Here is a 14,850-nt window from a genome sequence, read left to right as displayed (position 1 = left end):
CGAACCCCGGGGCGTGGCGACCGCGTCAGTCGACGCTGGGCAGCCCGGCGAGGGCCATCGCGACCTCGCTCTCGGCATAGTCGAGGTCCTTGAGCTTGCCGCCGAGATAATCGGTGTAGGCCTGCATGTCGAAGTTACCGTGACCGCTGAGGTTGAACAGGATGGTCTTCGACTCACCCGACTCGCGGCACTTCTCGGCCTCGTGGATCGCGGCGCGCACCGCGTGGTTGGACTCGGGCGCGGGCAGGATGCTCTCGGCCTTGGCGAACTGCAGTCCGGCGGCGAAGCACTCGAGCTGATTGTAGGAGCGCGGGTCGATGTGGCCAAGTTCGGTGAGGTGGCTGACCAGCGGCGCCATGCCGTGATAGCGCAGCCCGCCGGCGTGGAAGCCCGGGGGCACGAAGCTCGCGCCGAGGGTGTGCATCTTGCAGATCGGCGAGATCTGGGCGGTGTCGCCGTAGTCGTAGGCGAACTTGCCCTTGGTGAGCGAGGGACAGGCCGAGGGCTCGACGGCGATGCACTCGACCTTGCGTCCGCCGCGCAGGTGGTCGCCGATGAAGGGGAAGGCGATGCCGGCGAAGTTACTGCCGCCGCCGGTGCAACCGATGACCATGTCGGGCTCGGCGTCGGCCATCTCGAGTTGCTTCTGCGCCTCGAGCCCGATCACCGTCTGGTGCAGCAGGACGTGGTTGAGCACGCTGCCGAGGGCGTACTTGGTGTCGTCGTTCTGCGCGGCCAGCTCGACCGCTTCGCTGATCGCCATGCCGAGGCTGCCGGTGTTGTCCGGGGTGTCGGCAAGGATCTTGCGGCCGCACTCGGTGGTGTCGCTGGGGCTGGCGATGCAGCGGGCGCCGAAGGCCTCCATGAAGGCACGACGGTAGGGCTTCTGGTTGAAGCTCACCTTGACCATGTAGACCAGCACCTCGAGCCCGAACATCGACCCGGCGAGCGACAGCGACGAGCCCCATTGGCCGGCGCCGGTCTCGGTGGTGAGCCGCTTGACGCCCTCGATCTTGTTGTAGAAGGCCTGGGCGACGGCGGAGTTGGCCTTGTGGCTGCCGGTGGGGCTGACGCCCTCGTACTTGTAGAAGATCTTGGCCGGGGTATCGAGCGCCTGCTCCAGTCGACGGGCACGGTAGAGCGGCGAGGGGCGCCACTGCCGCAGCACCTCGCGCACCGGACCGGGGATCTCGATCTCGCGCTCGGTGCTCATCTCCTGCTCGATCACGCCGCGCGGGAAGATCACCTCCAGCTCGTCGGCGCTCAACGGCTGCCGGGTGACCGGGTTGAGCGGGGGATACATCGGTTCCGGCAGATCGGCGTTGATGTTGTACCAGAAGCGGGGCAGGTGCTGCTCATCGAGCAGGTACTTGACTGGGTCGCTCATGCTGTCGTCTGACCTCGGTGATGGATGGGGCGGCCGATGGCGAATCCGCCGCGCTCTCGTTCGCTCGCGACGCGCGGGTGGTCGCGCGCTTGGGTTTTCTGGTTGCGGAGGGATGCCCCGGATGACGCGATCCCCGGAATGACGGGGGATGGTGGCGCAAAAGCGCGCGGCGCGCGTTGCCTGACATCAATCGGGGGGCGAAATTCCGCCGCATGGCGGGGCGATTGATCGCTGCGACGGCGTTCCGGGGTCGTCCGGCTGGAGGCGTCGCGTCATGCCGGTCGGCGTGGGTGTCGCGCCCGGCCTCTGGGGTTCCGCGCGGTCATGATACCGCGCGATCGTGTGCGGGGTCGAAGCGTGTGTCCGTCGCTCGGTGGCTAGTGGCCCCAGCAGGCGGCGGCGTCGCGGCTGGCGTCGCTGCCGACGCGACGCTGGCCGACATGGTTGAGGGTGAGGGTGCCGCAGGCGTCGCCGCTCATGGTGCCGGTGGGCACCGCCTCGAGCTGGAAGCCCTGGGCGCCGCTGCGGGCGTTGTCGTAGCCGATGCTGTAGTAGGCGCCGCCGCTCGCCGGTACCTGGGTGATCGGCAGCGTGGGCAGGTTGGCGCCGTCGAGGTAGCTGCTGCGCTTGGCGTAGTGACGCTCCAGGAACTGGGCGTTCTGCAGCAGTGCGGTCTTGGCCTCGGCGCGATAGGAGCGCTCGATGTAGATGCGGTAGCTCGGCAGCGCGACGGCGGCGAGGATGGCGACGATGGCCACGGTGATCATCAGCTCGATCAGGGTGAAGCCGTGGGGCCGGGTGTTCTTGGTCTGGTGCATGGTGATGGTGTCGTTGCGCCGACCGGGCTTGCGCGCCCGGTCGGGTGGATGGGTCAGAGGAGCTGGCGCCAGTCGATACGGTGCATCTGGCCCCCGTAGGGCGGCTGGCCCTGCTTCCTCGGGATGTCGTCGGGATCGGCGTTGCCGGTCGAGCTGGCGGTGTAGGTGACGACGTGTCCGCTCTCGTCGCGCATCAGCAAGGCGCCCTTGGTGAAGCCGCTCTGCGGGTCGAGCACCACGCCGATCACCGGGCTGCCGTCATCGCCGCCGACCCGGTCGCCCGAGTCGAAGCTGCCGTCGTCGTTGATGTCGTAGAGCGAGGCCCCATCGGGGAGGTCGCCGGTGATCAGCGAGAAGGTGTAGTCGGTCTTGTGACCGCCACGGTCGCAGGGGTCGTTCGAGGGGGTCTTGGTGATGAAGGTCACCCAGCTGGTCGCCTCGCTGAACTGCTGCACATTGGGCATGTAGTCGAAGCGCTCGGCGGGGTTGCTCCCGTCGTGGTCGAGGTCCAGATACCAGCCACGGTCGTCCATCCAGCTCACCGTGCCCTGGGCGGTGAAGGTCTTCACCCGGCGCCCGTCCTTGACGGTCTCGGTGGTGCGCCGTGCGATGAGATCGGCGCGCTCGAGTCCGGCGCGCCCCTCGTCCTTGTCGAAGATGACATAGAAGCTCTGCTGCTGGGTGTCGGTGATGTCGGTCTGGGAGAGATAGCGCCCGGTGCCGACATAGACGATCACGCCCCCGCCCTCGGGTGAGGTGACGACCGCCGGGCGGGCGGTGATCGGCTGGCGCGCGCCGTCCTCGTCGGTGGCGATGAACAGCGGCGCCGGGGTGCCGCCGGCGTCGGTGGCCACCGCCCAGTCGCCGTCGGACTCGCGCTCCAGCTTCCACAGGTTGCCCTGGAGGTCGCCGACATAGATGCGGTCGACGATGCCGTCGTTGTTGGCGTCATGGAGCGCCGGGGAGGACAGGCCGTTGTCGCCGGCGGTTGCGGGCAGGGTGATCTTCTCGCGATCGGACTTGCCGCCGAGCGAGACCAGATAGAGCACCGCGCGCCCGTTGTCGCTGTTGTAGCCGTTGCCGAAGATCAGTGCCCAGTGATCGGGAGCGGTGGCGGCGATCTGCGGGGCGCTGTAGGTCAGTCCGAGATCGCGGTCGTCGGCGTCGGTGAACTCCCAGATCACGTCGTCGGCGTCGAACGTCTCGGGATCGCTGACGTCGAGCAGGAAGACGCCCCGCCCGCCGCCGCCCAGCGCGCCGGCGAGATAGGTGCGCCAGGCGTCACCGACATGGGCGTCGCCGAGGGTGAGCGGACCGTCGACGAAGGGTCGATGCTGATAATTGATCTCGGGCAGCGCGTCGAGGTCGTGATAGACGGCGTAGGGGACATAGGCGAACAGCTCACGGCCCGAGGCCGGATCGTCGAGATCGGCGCGGAAGCCGTGCAGCATGCCGTCGTTGGCGCCGACATAGAGCATCGGCAGGCGTCGCTCCTTGGCGCGCAGATAGGCCGCGTAGCCGTCCTTGCCGCTGACCCCGGAGCTGGTGGCGCCATAGCCCTGATCGGTGGCGCCGCTGTAGATCGGGTCGGCATTGAGCACGTCGCCGAGCTGGCTGGTGGCGCGGTCGCGCAGGGTGGCGTCGTGGATGCGGCCATAGCGTGGCTGTTCGTCGGCAGCGGGGTCATGATAGCTGCCGACGCCGTTGCAGCCACTCGCCTGCAGGGCGACGCCGAGGGTCTCGGCGGTGGTCTCCACGACCCGGAAGCGTCCGTTGTAGTGCGGCGAGTCCACCGGCCCCTGGTCGTCCTCGACCTGCACCCCGGTGATCACCACCTGGTCGCCGGTGCTGAAGGGGTGTCCCTTGACCGTGAAGGTGGCGAGGGTGTCGCCCGAGGATCTCGAGCAGTCGGCCCCCTCGATGCGCCCGTCGCCGCGCAGCCAGGCCAGTCGTCGCGTGCAGTCGGCGCCGAGTGCCGCGCCCAGGGCGCCGTTGCAGCGGTCGAAGGCGGTGGCGCCGGCGGCGCCGTTGGTGGTGAAGATGCGGCGCGCGTAAGGGGGAGGCAGGCGTTGGGAGGCGCGCCATAGCTCGGCGTCCTCGCGCGCCGGGCTGGTGGCGACGACATCGCCGCTCCAGTCGGCATTGAAGCTGGCGGTGAAGATGGCCGTCCCGGCATCGTTGAGCCACTCACCGTTGGCCGTCGGGGTGGCATAGGTGCCCGAGTCGGTGGTTGAACTGATCGCGCCGATGATCTCCTCGAAGGCCGCGGTGAGCGAGGCGGGGTCCTCGGCGCTGTAGAAACGGCCGCGACTGTTGATCGCCGCGTGCCACAGGTCGTAGACCTTGAGTGGATCGTAGGAGCGGATCTCGAAGCTCGGCCAGGACTTGCTGCCCGCGAGCAGCGCCTGGTAGTCGCCGCCGTAGGTGCTGCCGCCCCAGGCGGGGTCGATCATGCTCGCCCCCAGCCCCAGGCCGACGGTGAAGTTGGTCATGTGCTGCCAGGTCGCCGGGTCGTTCCTGGGGTTCCAGTAGCGCGTCTCCTCGTCGCCCTGGGTGTCGAACTCGAACACCGGCACCTTGTCGCAGGTGGCGCCGGTGCAGTCGGGCTGGCGATCGCCCGATCCCCGGCGCAGGTCCGTCGCCCAGTAGTAGAAGGCGAGATCGCTGATCGTCGCCGAGTACATCGCGTCCTCGTAGGGCGGCCGGGCTTGGTACTTGGTGCCGTCCGGCAGCGTCCAGTTGCGGTTGGTGGCGTTGGTGGCGCCAGAGAAATTGTTGCCGTGGCCCTCGTCTTTGGAGTTCCAGATGCCGTCGGTCATCATGATGTGAAAGTTGCGCCGACAGCCGTGGGATTCGCGGTTTCGCCCCGATGACGAGTCCTCGTAGGGCGCGCTGGTGGTGAAGTAGTCGCCGGCGCGTTGCATCGCCGGGCGCAGCGGGGTGCCGCCATTGGTCTGGATCTGGGAGACCCAGTCGAAGAAGTTCTCGCGGTGGGTGCCGCTGAAGGTGTCGATGCGGTTGTCGCCACGCCGGAATTGCTGGCGCGTGCCACGACAGTTGCTGTAGCTGTCGAGCGGGCATTGATTGAGCGTCTGCCAGGCGACGCGCGCGCTGTCGTCGAGCCGTGCGAAGCTCAGGGTCGCCGCGGTCATGGTGGCGAGGTTGCGCGAGCGATAGAAGGCGTACCAGTTGGCGAAGTTCCGTCGCTCGTCGCTGCCGTCGGGGCCGGAGTCCTCGTCGACCTGAACCAGGGTGTAGCAGTCGTTGTCGTCGAGCTCGCCGTTGCAGCGCCGGTTGCCCGGCTCGAAGCGGTAGTAGTAGGCACGAACGTCATTGCTCCATCTGCCACCGTAATCGTCGTCGTCGTCGCCGTATCGCCTGACATAGACCTCGTCCGAGTAATGCGGCATCCAGCTCTCCTCGAGCCGGTTGCCGTAGCGCCACGACAGCCTCCGCGTCGGGCGATAGTTGTCGGTCAGGTCGCGTGTGCCGTGGTCCGGCTCGTAGCCGTTGCGGTAGGCGGTGGCGAGTGCCCGCTCCGGGGTCGATGTATCGCTCGACGAGGGCAGGGGGTTGCCGTCGCTATCGCTCGGCGGGGTATAGAGGGTCTCGGGATCGTAATAGATGCCGTTGTAGTCGCTCGACTTGAAGTAGCGCTCCTCGAAGTCCTCGCTATCGCGCTGATCCGGTGCATAGCCGTAGCTCATGCTGCCCGAGTCGTCGATGGTCAGCAGGATATTGGGCTCGACGCCGGCGCTGATGAGGAAGGGCGGGATGTCGGAGATCTCGATCGCCGGTGCCGCCGTGGCCGCCAGCAGCAGTCCGAGCAGCAGCCCGCGGAATCGTTGTGGGGATCGCGTACGCATGCTCACTCCAATCGATACAGGCTCTGCAGGATGACCACCGAGGCGGGGTCGGCACCGACCCCGCGCGCGCTGACCCGGTAGTAGGCGCACTGTCTGGTGCCTCCCGGTTCGCACGGGGCCTCGGAGAGTCGCTCGATGACGTAACGGGGCTGTTCGGCGAGACCGTCGAGCGCGGTGCTCACGCTGACCACCTGGGTCTGGCCCCAGTTGAAGCGATCGCGCCGGTAGGCGGGCGTGTTGTCGGCATCGTAGGCGATGGTGTGGTCCTGCTCGAACTGGTCTCGGTCACTGATGGTGTCGGCCATCAATGCCTGATCGGCTGCGCGCAGCGCCGCCTCGGCGGCCTGGAAGGCGAGGTCGTGGTTGCGGATGCTGGTGCTCATCCGCTCCTGCTGGGTGTTTTGTACGGCGCTGGTGGTGCCGATCAGGGCGAGCACGGTGAGGAAGATCAGGGCGATGATCAGTACCGCGCCGCGTTGTCGGTGTTGGAGAGGATTTGGGCTCATGGCTGGATCAGGCGGTTTCTCACCGCGATGGTGCCGCTGACGATGCGATCGTCGAGCGTCCCGTCGAGGTCGTTGGTCGGGGTCAGGGTGAGGGTGAGGCGGATGGCGAGGACCCGTCTCCAGTCCTCGGCGCGCGCGCTCGCCGTGGTGGCGCTGCTGACCTGATCGGCGCGGACGTAGCGATCGACACTCTTGTCCGCGTCATCATCGATCCCGTAGAGGATCTGCAGGTCGGAGACGCCCTCGACGAGTTCGGTGTCCGTGCCGTCCTGGCGCACCATCAGCGCGGGCTCGCCTTCGTCGTTGGTGCCGACGAAATAGCTGTGGGCGATCAGCGGATAGAGCCTGGGGGTGGCGGTATCGCTGCCGAAGCCGCAGGCGGTGGTCGAGTCCGACACCAGGGCCAGGGTGGTCGTAGCGCCCGTCGCGCAACCGGCGCTCGGGTCGGTGGAGGTCACCGCGAAGGTCTCGGTGAAATAGGGGCTGGTGGCGATCCAGGTCTGACCGGCCAGGGGGGAGTGGGTGGGCTGACACGCCAGGGTGAAACGCGCCGCGCCGGCGCCGCCCTGGCAGGCGGTGTCGAGCACGAATGCATGATCGGTATCGGCGCGCACCAGATGAAGCACGTCTCCGCCCGTACGCCCGCTCATGGTGATGGTGTCGTGCTCGTCGTCGAGTCCGTGCAGTGGGTTGGCGATGTCGGTGGTCTCGGGCGGCCAGCTCGCGGGGGCGCTGTCGAGCTGGTAGCCACCGGTGTAGCCGGCCATGCGCACGTCGCGGGTCAGCGCGAGGAAGGCGTAGCGCGCGTCCTCCTGGAGCATCGCCAGGGTCTGGGTGGTGCGCTGGGTGGTGCGGGTACTGACCATCACCGCGCCGAGCGCGGCGATCATCATCAGGCTGATGGTGGAGGCGATCATCAGCTCGATCAGACTGAAGCCGCGTTGACGGATCATGGCGTGGGCTCCGGCAGCAGGGTCTCGGTGGCGAAGCTGACCCACTCCAGCGTCGGGTCGGCCTCGGCGCTGGTCGGCAGTCGGGTCTCGCGCCAGCGCAGCGTGATCGCGACCTTGTCGCCGTCGAGGGTGATCCGGCCCTCGCCGCTCGGCAGGTCGGCGGCGAGGGCCTGTTTCCAGCGCTGCAGGTCCTGGGCGCTGACCGAGGTGCCGGAGACGCTGTCGGTGAATCCGGTGGCATAGCTCGCGCGCTCGGCGCGATTGGCGCGCATCGACTCGATGATGTCGTGGGCGTGCAGGGTGGCATAGCTGCGCTGCAGCGCGCCGAGGTTGCTCTTCATGGTCAGCGCCTGCAGCGCGCCGAAGCCGAGCAGCCCGACGGCGAGCACGACCATGGTCACCAGCACCTCGATCAGGGTCAGGCCGCGCTGGCGGCGACCGGTGCGTGGGTATCTAGCCATCACAGCCCTCGTCGAGTCGTACCTGGCCGGTGCGCTTGACCCGCAGACAGCGCTGCTCGCCGTCGGTGACCCGGATGGTGAAGCGGGTCTCGGCGGCCTCGCCCAACGGTGGGGTGAAGACGATCGGGTCGCCGCCGCTGGCGGTGAGGGTGGCGGCCCCGAACGGGCGCACCACCTTGAGCAGACGGTCGTCGGCCCGCCCGTCACCGTCGATGTCGGTCTTGACGCCGGTGGCGTCGGCATCGTCGCGCACGAACACCAGCCAGCCGTCAGCCCAGTCGGTGGTGATGGTGCAGGTTGGCTGATCGGCATCGGCGTCGCCGGTCGCGCAGACGGCGACGGTCTGGCCCCGGCTCAGCGACTCGACCCGGGCCTGCTGGAGGCTGGCGCTGAGGCTGTTGGTGAGGCCGGTGAGTCGCGAGTCCTGCAGCAGGTGCTGGAAACCGGGGACGGCCAGCGAGAGCAGGATGACGGCGATGGCCAGGGTCACCATCAGCTCGATCAGGGTCACGCCACGAAGACGACGGGCCGCTGTCATCGATGTTCTGGGTGCGGCCACGTCGGTTGCTGAGGCCGGCCGGTGGCGGGGAACGGGAGGGACTGCTGACGACTGGGCATCGGGTTCCTTGCTGCTCCTTGCGCAACCGGGGCGTCCAGGTGTCCCGGTATCTGGGCTTTCATTGTACACGGCGTTGATATCGGTGGTGAATTGTGCGTCCGCGGGGTTGATCCGCGCCATTCGAGGCGGTCGCACCGGGTAGCCCCGGTGTCTTTGTGTCGTGGGTCGCGCGCTCGATCGTCAAGCATGGAAGCATGACGGATGAGACGAGGCGCGTCTGCAGGATGGATAAGGTTTCGGACATCGGCGCGCGCGCCGATGTCCGCGGGCGGCTCAGCGCAGCGAGTGCATATAGGCGACCAGGTCGGCCAGTTCCTGCGGCGTCAGCTCGGTCTTGGGCATCTGCGCGCCGGGCAGGGTGGCGGTGGGATCGAGCAGGTAGTCGCGCAGCCACTGCGCGCTGCGCTCGGCGCCGACCTGGTCGAGCGTGCCGCCGAGTGCGGCCATGGGGCCGGACTCGCCGCCCAGGGTGTGGCAGAGGTTGCACATCTTGGCCTCGTAGACCTGGGCGCCGCGTGCGGCGTCGCCGCTCGGGTCGGCCAGGGCGGTGGCGCTCAACAGCGTGGCGCCGATCAGTAGCGGGATGGCACGGACGGACATCTTCACTCCTCGTTCGTGGTGGTGGGAAGGGCGTCGCCGGCGAGGTGTGCGCGCAGATCCTTGTGGCCGACGTGGGGGTGGCAGTCGGCGCAGCTCAGGGCGTTGTCCGGCGCGAAATAGGTGCGGTGTCCGAAGGCCGCGGCCGGGCTCTGCTCGGGGGCGTGTTCGAGTGCGGCGTGACAGTTCAGGCAGGCCGAGTCGTAGAGGAAGTCGTTGCGTTGCTCGAGGCTGGCGATCCAGTCGGGCTCGAAGACGAGCGAGACCACCTGTCCCCAGCCGGCCTTGAGACCGAACAGTCCCTTCTGCACGAAATAATTGGCGGGGCTGTCGTGGGGCAGGTGGCAGTCGGCGCAGTCGGCCCGCAGTCCCTGGGGGTTCTGGCCGCCGTGGACGTCCTGATCATAGGAGGCGACGAAGGCATCCATGGTGTGACAGCTGCTGCAGAATTCACGGTCGGACGTCGCCTGGAGGGCGGTCTCGGTGACCATCCAGCTCCCGCTCGCCAGCCCCGCCAGGAGCAGCACGCCCCCGCTCCCGAGCAGCAGCCATGTGCGTTTCTTCATCGTTTCCTCCACAAGCCCTCGCCGTGGTCGGCGGGAGAACGGCTGCGCCCGCGGCAGCCGACGAAAACAGGGTGCAGGTCTCGTTTCCGTCGAGCTTCAAGGCGTCGCCCAGGGGCGGTGGAGTCTTGCAGTGCGCGGCGGTCGGTGAAACCTGCGACGGCTGACCGGCTCGTCCGCATGACCTTCATGCCTCCGCTGCAACGAGGGCGTCTGCTCGTTGGCGTGGCCGGGTCGAGTGCGGTGGCTCGAGCGATCGCCTGGACTATATCAATTGGATCGGGGGCGATCGCCGAGGTTCGCCGAAAATTACCGACTTGATTGCTTGGGATCATCGCTCGGGTGTTTTTACCCGGATCGCCAGACGTTGCCCGGGGTCGACTCGTTGGCTTACCCTGCCGCGCCGCGACCTCAGACCCTCTCTCCACCGATGAGCCACTGTTCTCTCCGCCACTTGCCGAGATCCATCCAGACCAAGGGCATGCTGCCATGTCGCTGAACATCGAGCTGTCGCTGATCCTCGGCGCCGTGCTGCTCGATGCGCTGCTCGGCGACCCGGTCTATCGGCTCCATCCGGTGCGCCTGCTCGGTGGCTGGATCGCGCGCTCGGAGCAGGCGTTGTTCGCGCGCGGGCTCGACGGCTATCTGGGCGGCGTCCTGCACTGGCTGCTGGTGGTCGGTGGCGCGCTTGCCGCCTGGTGGGGCGTGCGCCTCGGGCTGGCGGCGCTGCACCCGCCGCTTGCGCTCGGCTGGGATCTGTTCATCGCCTACAGCCTGCTCTGCACCCGTGACCTGCTCGAACACGGTCGGCGGGTGCTGGCGCCGCTCGTCGCCGGCGACCTGCCCGGCGCGCGCGCGCAACTGGCGATGCTGGTGGGGCGGGATGTCGAGCCGCTCGGCACCGACGGGGTGACGCGCGCGACCATCGAGAGCCTGTCGGAGAACCTCACCGACGGCGTGCTCACCCCGCTGTGGGCGCTCTGTCTGTTCGGGGTGCCGGGGCTGGTGGTGGTCAAGGCCGTCTCCAGCCTCGACTCCATGGTCGGCTATCGCAACGAGCGTTATCGCCGCTTCGGCTGGGCCGGTGCGCGCTCGGACGATCTGGTGCACTGGCTCCCGGCCCGGCTCTCGCCGCTGGTGGTCGCGCTTGCCGCGGTGCTGCTGCGCGAGCACCCCGGGTTGGCGCTGCGCGCGGCCTGGCGCTATCACGCGCTGCTGCCGAGCCCGAACTCGGGCTGGAGCGAGGCGGCCTGTGCCGGGGCGCTGCGGGTGCGGTTGATCGGACCGGTGTGGTCCGGCGGGCGACTGGTCACCGATCGCTTCCTCGGCGATCCGACGTGGCCGGCGGCGCTCGGCGCCGTCGATCTGCAGCGTGCGCTGCGGCTGCTGGGGTGGAGCTCGGTGGTGGCGCTCGCCTTTGGGTTGGGGTTTGCGGCGCTGGGCTGAGGCCGCTCAGCCCGACTCCAGACGGAAGATCACCGGCACCGTGAGCTGTGCCGCGACCGCGCGTCCGGCCTGCCAGGCCGGTGCGAAGCGCCAGCGCTCGACCGCGCGCAGTGCGGCGTCGTCGAGCAGGCGATGGCCGCTGCTCTCGATCAGGGTGGTGGCGCCGACCCGCCCGTCGGCGCCGACCGCGACCCGGATCAGCACCCGGCCCTCGACCCCCTGGCGACGCGCCAGTCGCGGGTAGCGCGGCGGTGGGTTGCCGGCGAGGGGGCGAGCCGGACGGTCGGTGCCGGTCTGCTCGGCGCGGGTCTCGGCGCGTCTGCTCGGGGTCACGTCCGCATGCGTCGTCGAGCTCTGGCGTGCGGGCGCGACGGGTGTCGCCGACTCACTTCGAGTCGGCGGCGGTGGTGGAGGGGGGGGCTTGGCGCTCGCGCGTGGCGCCGCGATACTCGGCTCTGGCTCTGGCTCTGGCTCTGGCTCTGGCTCTGGCTCTGGCTCTGGCTCTGGCTCTGGCTCTGGCTCTGGCTCTGGCGCTGGCGCTGGCGCTGGCGCTGGCGCTGGCGCTGGCGCTGGCGCTGGCGCTGGCGCTGGCGCTGGCGCTGGCGCTGGCGCTGGTTGGGTGGGCGTCGGTTCGGCGCTCGCTGGTGCCGCGTCGGCGATGTCGGCGGGTGCGTCGGGCGTTCCTCTACCCTGGAGCGAGAGTCGGATCTCGCCCGTCCCGAGCGCCGGTTCGCGCAGCGGCGGCAGCAGCCAGGCGAGGGCCAGGTGCGCGCCCAGCGCCAGGATCAGCGCCACGCCCCACAGCAGGCGGGTCGTCGTCCGGCTCATGGCGACTCCCGGGTGATCAGCGAGAGCGCGTCGACCCCCTGCGCGCGCAATATCGCGAGTAGATCGAGCAGGGTTCCGCTCGGGGTGTCGGCGTCGGCCTCGACGGCGATCGCGCGCCCCGGCTCGTCCGCCACGCGTGCGGCGATCTCCGCGTCCAGCTCCGCACGGGTGATCGGCATGCCGGCGAGGGCGAGCCGGCCGTCGGCGGCGAGTACGAGCCGCAGGCGGCCATCGGGCAGGCGCTCGCCCGGCGCGGCCTCGGGGGGCGTGACCGGTAGCGGCGAGGGTGGCTCGAGGGTGCCGACCAGGAGGAAGAACACCAGCAGCAGGAGCACGACGTCGACCAGCCCGCTCATCGGGTCGCGCTGGCGTCTGCGGGGTGGTTCGGGGATCTGCATCCGTGTGCCCTCAGGGCTCGATCAGGGCGAGCTGTTGTGCGCCAGCCAGGCGCGCCAGGTCGGTCATCTGGACCAGGGTCTGGAGCGGTGTCTCGCGCTCGGGGACGATCACCAGCGTGCTGCCCGGTTCCGCGGCGAGCCGCGCGCGCAGCCGTGTCACCAGTGCGTCGTGCGGGCAGGGCACGCCGTCGAGCCGCAGCCCGCCGTTGGCGGCGACATCGAGTCGCAGCGTGGTCGCGACGCTGTCGGCGGTGCCGCCGTCACGGGTCTCGATCGGCAATTGTTGCAGTGGGTCGAGTCGGGCGGCGAGCAGGAAGAAGAGCAGCAGCAGGAAGACCACGTCGACCAGCGGCGCGAGTCCGATGCCGCGAGCGCGGCGGCGCAGCGGCTCAATGTGCATCGGCCACCGGCATGGTGAACAGCCGGGTCAGGGCGTCCTCGGTGTCGTGACGCGCGCGCTCGATGATCGCCTCCAGCCAGTGCAGCGCCGCGGCGGCTGGGATGGCGATCGCCAGGCCCGCGGCGGTGGTCAGCAGTGCCTCCCAGATGCCCCCGGCGAGCAGCGCCGGGTTGGCCTGTCCGCCGGCCTGCTCGAGGGTGCGGAAGGCCTCGATCATGCCGAGTACGGTGCCCAGCAGTCCGAGCAGCGGCGCCAGGGTGACGATGGCGTCGAGTCCGCGCAGATGGGCGTTGAGCCGCTGCTGCTGGGCCGCCGCCTCGCGCAGCACCTCCTCGCGCAGCTGCTGCGGGGTGCGCCCGCCGTACGCCAGTCCGTCGATGGCCACCGCCAGCACCGCGGCGATCGGTTGAGGGGCGGGGGCGAGCGCGCCGCGCGCCTCGTCGAGCCGTCCGGCGGCGCAGGCGGCGAGCGTCGGCGCGATGAAGGCGCGCGCGCCGACCCGCAACCGCGCGAACTGCAGCAGCTTGAACAGCACCAGGGTGAGCGCGAGCAGCGAGAGCGCGCACAACACCAGCATCACCGGGCCGCCGGCACGGACGAATTCGAGCGCGGCCTGTGTGGCGGCAGAGAGCTTGGCGAGATCCATGTCGACGGGCGCCTCCAGGCGGTGTTGCTGGGCGGGGCGGTGGATCTCGGGGGAGGGACTGGACGGTTGGCACGACCGGCCCGGTGAGCGGACGCCGGGGCCGGGCAGGGCGCCAGTGGGTCCCACCCTCGGCACACCCCGTCCGACGGTCAGGCGATCGGTGTCTCGATGGCAGGTCTCCTGGCTCGCGGGTCGGGGTCGGGCGCCCGGCCTTCCCGGTCCGGCGCGGACCAGTGGCGTCATGAGGGGGCGCGGACTCGCCGCTGACAGTTGCGGGGGCAGCCACGGCCTTGGCCCGAACGGGCCGCACCGTGTTCCCTTTTGATCCCCTCGCGGGGAACCATCGCTGGCCGAGCATCATACCGCCGGTCGAGGGCGAGTCAAGCGGTTAGCCGGTGGCGACACGGATTCTGAACCGCGAAGACACAAAGGGCGCGAAGGGAGGGTAAAAGCGAACGGTCGCCGGTCTCCAGTCGTGGACGCCAATCCGCTCTGCCAGCTGGGAGCTGGCAGTTGAGTAAGATCCCTTTGTGTACTTCGCGCCTTTGTGGTTCGATGCTGCCGCGATTCAAGGGTTGCCCGCGTCAGCCTGCCTCCAGCCGTCCCTGGTCGAGTCGGTAGTGGCGGGTGGCGAGGGTCTGGCGCAGTGGGGTGTCGTGGCTGACCAGCACCAGGGTCTGATCGAGGTCGGCGAGGATCTGCAGGAGACGGGCGCGGGTGGGGTCGTCGAGCGCGTTGGTCGGCTCGTCGAGCAGCAGCACCTCTGGCTCCATGGCGAGCACCGCGGCGAGGGCGACCAGACGACGCTCACCACCGGAGAGACGGTGGGTGACGCGGTCGCGCAGGTGTTCGAGCCCCAGTCGGGCGAGGGTGCGCTCGACCGTCGCTCGGGCCTGCGCCGGCGACTGGCCGAGGTTGCGTGGACCGAAGGCGATGTCCTCGACCACCGTGGGACAGAACAGCTGGTCGTCGGCGTCCTGGAACACCAGCCCGGCGCGCCGACGTACCGCATGGAAGTCGTGCTCGACGCGGCGGGGTGCGCCGAAGGCGACCAGGGTGCCGGCGGCGGGGCGCAACAGCCCGACCATCAACTGCAACAGGGTGCTCTTGCCCGAGCCGTTGGCACCATGGACGGCGATCCGTTCACCGGACCGGATCGTCAGCTCGACCCCGCTGAGTACCGGCGGTCGGCCAGGATAGGCGAAGTGGATGTCGGTGAGTCTGAAGAGTGGATCCATCCGGGATGCTCGAATACGGAAGATGGGGAACGCTATCAGCTTCCGGTCGCCAGCTTCCAGCTTCCAGCTTCCAGCTTTCAGCCGCCAGCCGCCAGCCGCCAGCCGCCAGCCGCCAGCCAGCGGC

15 protein-coding genes and 1 riboswitch are annotated in these 14,850 nt (G+C 69.3%); of the genes, 1 reads left to right on the top strand and 14 read right to left on the bottom strand.

Translation table 11 applies throughout. The features are described from left to right. Positions 1–25: 25 nt before the first annotated feature. The 9 genes from ACAM26_RS14405 to ACAM26_RS14365 form a co-directional block, all read right to left on the bottom strand. Complete coding sequence (locus tag ACAM26_RS14405; RefSeq protein ID WP_123139741.1) at positions 26–1,387, bottom strand: TrpB-like pyridoxal phosphate-dependent enzyme; 1,362 nt, start codon at positions 1,385–1,387, stop codon at positions 26–28. 377 nt (positions 1,388–1,764) lie between these two features. Further along, positions 1,765–2,205 carry a type IV pilin protein gene (locus ACAM26_RS14400; RefSeq protein ID WP_132229692.1) on the bottom strand — a complete coding sequence of 147 codons (441 nt, stop codon included), beginning with the start codon at positions 2,203–2,205 and terminating at the stop codon, positions 1,765–1,767. A gap of 53 nt (positions 2,206–2,258) precedes the next feature. Further along, a complete protein-coding gene (locus ACAM26_RS14395; RefSeq protein WP_369613951.1) occupies positions 2,259–6,071 on the bottom strand; it encodes a pilus assembly protein in 3,813 nt (1,270 codons plus the stop codon). A gap of 2 nt (positions 6,072–6,073) precedes the next feature. Beyond that, positions 6,074–6,577 carry a PilX N-terminal domain-containing pilus assembly protein gene (locus tag ACAM26_RS14390; RefSeq protein ID WP_123139745.1) on the bottom strand — a complete coding sequence of 168 codons (504 nt, stop codon included), beginning with the start codon at positions 6,575–6,577 and terminating at the stop codon, positions 6,074–6,076. Continuing rightward, entirely contained in the window at positions 6,574–7,530 is a 957-nt protein-coding gene (locus ACAM26_RS14385) for a PilW family protein (protein ID WP_123139746.1), read from the bottom strand. Before ACAM26_RS14385 ends, ACAM26_RS14390 begins: the two co-directional genes overlap by 4 nt. After that, positions 7,527–7,991 (bottom strand): type IV pilus modification protein PilV, encoded by a 465-nt coding sequence (pilV, locus tag ACAM26_RS14380; RefSeq protein WP_123139747.1) that lies wholly within the window; start codon positions 7,989–7,991, stop codon positions 7,527–7,529. The genes ACAM26_RS14385 and pilV overlap by 4 nt, the downstream gene beginning before the upstream one ends. Next, complete coding sequence (locus ACAM26_RS14375) at positions 7,984–8,529, bottom strand: GspH/FimT family pseudopilin (RefSeq protein WP_165913492.1); 546 nt, start codon at positions 8,527–8,529, stop codon at positions 7,984–7,986. Before ACAM26_RS14375 ends, pilV begins: the two co-directional genes overlap by 8 nt. Before the next feature lie 354 nt (positions 8,530–8,883). Beyond that, entirely contained in the window at positions 8,884–9,210 is a 327-nt protein-coding gene (locus ACAM26_RS14370; RefSeq protein ID WP_123139749.1) for a cytochrome c family protein, read from the bottom strand. A gap of 2 nt (positions 9,211–9,212) precedes the next feature. After that, positions 9,213–9,773, bottom strand: a complete 561-nt coding sequence (locus ACAM26_RS14365; RefSeq protein ID WP_123143210.1) for a NapC/NirT family cytochrome c — start codon at positions 9,771–9,773, stop codon at positions 9,213–9,215. A 486-nt stretch (positions 9,774–10,259) separates the two neighbouring features. Between ACAM26_RS14365 and cbiB the strand changes: the two genes are divergently transcribed. After that, positions 10,260–11,216, top strand: coding sequence for an adenosylcobinamide-phosphate synthase CbiB (gene cbiB / locus ACAM26_RS14360; RefSeq protein WP_132229702.1), 957 nt, complete (start codon positions 10,260–10,262; stop codon positions 11,214–11,216). A gap of 6 nt (positions 11,217–11,222) precedes the next feature. Here the strand turns inward: cbiB and ACAM26_RS14355 are convergent, their stop codons facing one another. The 5 genes from ACAM26_RS14355 to ACAM26_RS14335 form a co-directional block, all read right to left on the bottom strand. Continuing rightward, positions 11,223–11,549, bottom strand: a complete 327-nt coding sequence (locus ACAM26_RS14355; protein ID WP_369613950.1) for an energy transducer TonB — start codon at positions 11,547–11,549, stop codon at positions 11,223–11,225. A 491-nt stretch (positions 11,550–12,040) separates the two neighbouring features. Beyond that, complete coding sequence (locus ACAM26_RS14350; protein WP_369613949.1) at positions 12,041–12,442, bottom strand: ExbD/TolR family protein; 402 nt, start codon at positions 12,440–12,442, stop codon at positions 12,041–12,043. Between the two features lie 10 nt (positions 12,443–12,452). Continuing rightward, positions 12,453–12,842 carry an ExbD/TolR family protein gene (locus ACAM26_RS14345; protein ID WP_369613948.1) on the bottom strand — a complete coding sequence of 130 codons (390 nt, stop codon included), beginning with the start codon at positions 12,840–12,842 and terminating at the stop codon, positions 12,453–12,455. Further along, the gene (locus ACAM26_RS14340) at positions 12,832–13,488 is read right to left on the bottom strand and encodes a MotA/TolQ/ExbB proton channel family protein (RefSeq protein ID WP_369613947.1); all 657 of its coding nucleotides are present in this window, start codon (positions 13,486–13,488) and stop codon (positions 12,832–12,834) included. The genes ACAM26_RS14345 and ACAM26_RS14340 overlap by 11 nt, the downstream gene beginning before the upstream one ends. A gap of 152 nt (positions 13,489–13,640) precedes the next feature. Further along, a riboswitch (cobalamin riboswitch) is annotated at positions 13,641–13,848 on the bottom strand. A gap of 224 nt (positions 13,849–14,072) precedes the next feature. Next, the gene (locus tag ACAM26_RS14335; protein ID WP_123139756.1) at positions 14,073–14,726 is read right to left on the bottom strand and encodes an energy-coupling factor ABC transporter ATP-binding protein; all 654 of its coding nucleotides are present in this window, start codon (positions 14,724–14,726) and stop codon (positions 14,073–14,075) included. Positions 14,727–14,850: the final 124 nt, after the last annotated feature.

It is taken from the genome of Marichromatium sp. PS1, assembly GCF_041155115.1.
Taxonomy (GTDB): Bacteria; Pseudomonadota; Gammaproteobacteria; order Chromatiales; family Chromatiaceae; genus Marichromatium; species Marichromatium gracile.
The sequence above is the reverse complement of the archived record's forward strand: the minus strand, read 5'-3'. Positions and strand labels throughout refer to the sequence as shown.

What these genes read in the sequence shown, in the direction of transcription:
- ACAM26_RS14405 (WP_123139741.1), bottom strand. Translation starts at nt 1,387, where the DNA reads ATGAGCGACCCAGTCAAGTACCTGCTCGATGAGCAGCACCTGCCCCGC.
- ACAM26_RS14400 (WP_132229692.1), bottom strand. Translation starts at nt 2,205, where the DNA reads ATGCACCAGACCAAGAACACCCGGCCCCACGGCTTCACCCTGATCGAG.
- ACAM26_RS14395 (WP_369613951.1), bottom strand. Translation starts at nt 6,071, where the DNA reads ATGCGTACGCGATCCCCACAACGATTCCGCGGGCTGCTGCTCGGACTG.
- ACAM26_RS14390 (WP_123139745.1), bottom strand. Translation starts at nt 6,577, where the DNA reads ATGAGCCCAAATCCTCTCCAACACCGACAACGCGGCGCGGTACTGATC.
- ACAM26_RS14385 (WP_123139746.1), bottom strand. Translation starts at nt 7,530, where the DNA reads ATGATCCGTCAACGCGGCTTCAGTCTGATCGAGCTGATGATCGCCTCC.
- pilV (WP_123139747.1), bottom strand. Translation starts at nt 7,991, where the DNA reads ATGGCTAGATACCCACGCACCGGTCGCCGCCAGCGCGGCCTGACCCTG.
- ACAM26_RS14375 (WP_165913492.1), bottom strand. Translation starts at nt 8,529, where the DNA reads ATGACAGCGGCCCGTCGTCTTCGTGGCGTGACCCTGATCGAGCTGATG.
- ACAM26_RS14370 (WP_123139749.1), bottom strand. Translation starts at nt 9,210, where the DNA reads ATGTCCGTCCGTGCCATCCCGCTACTGATCGGCGCCACGCTGTTGAGC.
- ACAM26_RS14365 (WP_123143210.1), bottom strand. Translation starts at nt 9,773, where the DNA reads ATGAAGAAACGCACATGGCTGCTGCTCGGGAGCGGGGGCGTGCTGCTC.
- cbiB (WP_132229702.1), top strand. Translation starts at nt 10,260, where the DNA reads ATGTCGCTGAACATCGAGCTGTCGCTGATCCTCGGCGCCGTGCTGCTC.
- ACAM26_RS14350 (WP_369613949.1), bottom strand. Translation starts at nt 12,442, where the DNA reads ATGCAGATCCCCGAACCACCCCGCAGACGCCAGCGCGACCCGATGAGC.
- ACAM26_RS14345 (WP_369613948.1), bottom strand. Translation starts at nt 12,842, where the DNA reads ATGCACATTGAGCCGCTGCGCCGCCGCGCTCGCGGCATCGGACTCGCG.
- ACAM26_RS14340 (WP_369613947.1), bottom strand. Translation starts at nt 13,488, where the DNA reads ATGGATCTCGCCAAGCTCTCTGCCGCCACACAGGCCGCGCTCGAATTC.
- ACAM26_RS14335 (WP_123139756.1), bottom strand. Translation starts at nt 14,726, where the DNA reads ATGGATCCACTCTTCAGACTCACCGACATCCACTTCGCCTATCCTGGC.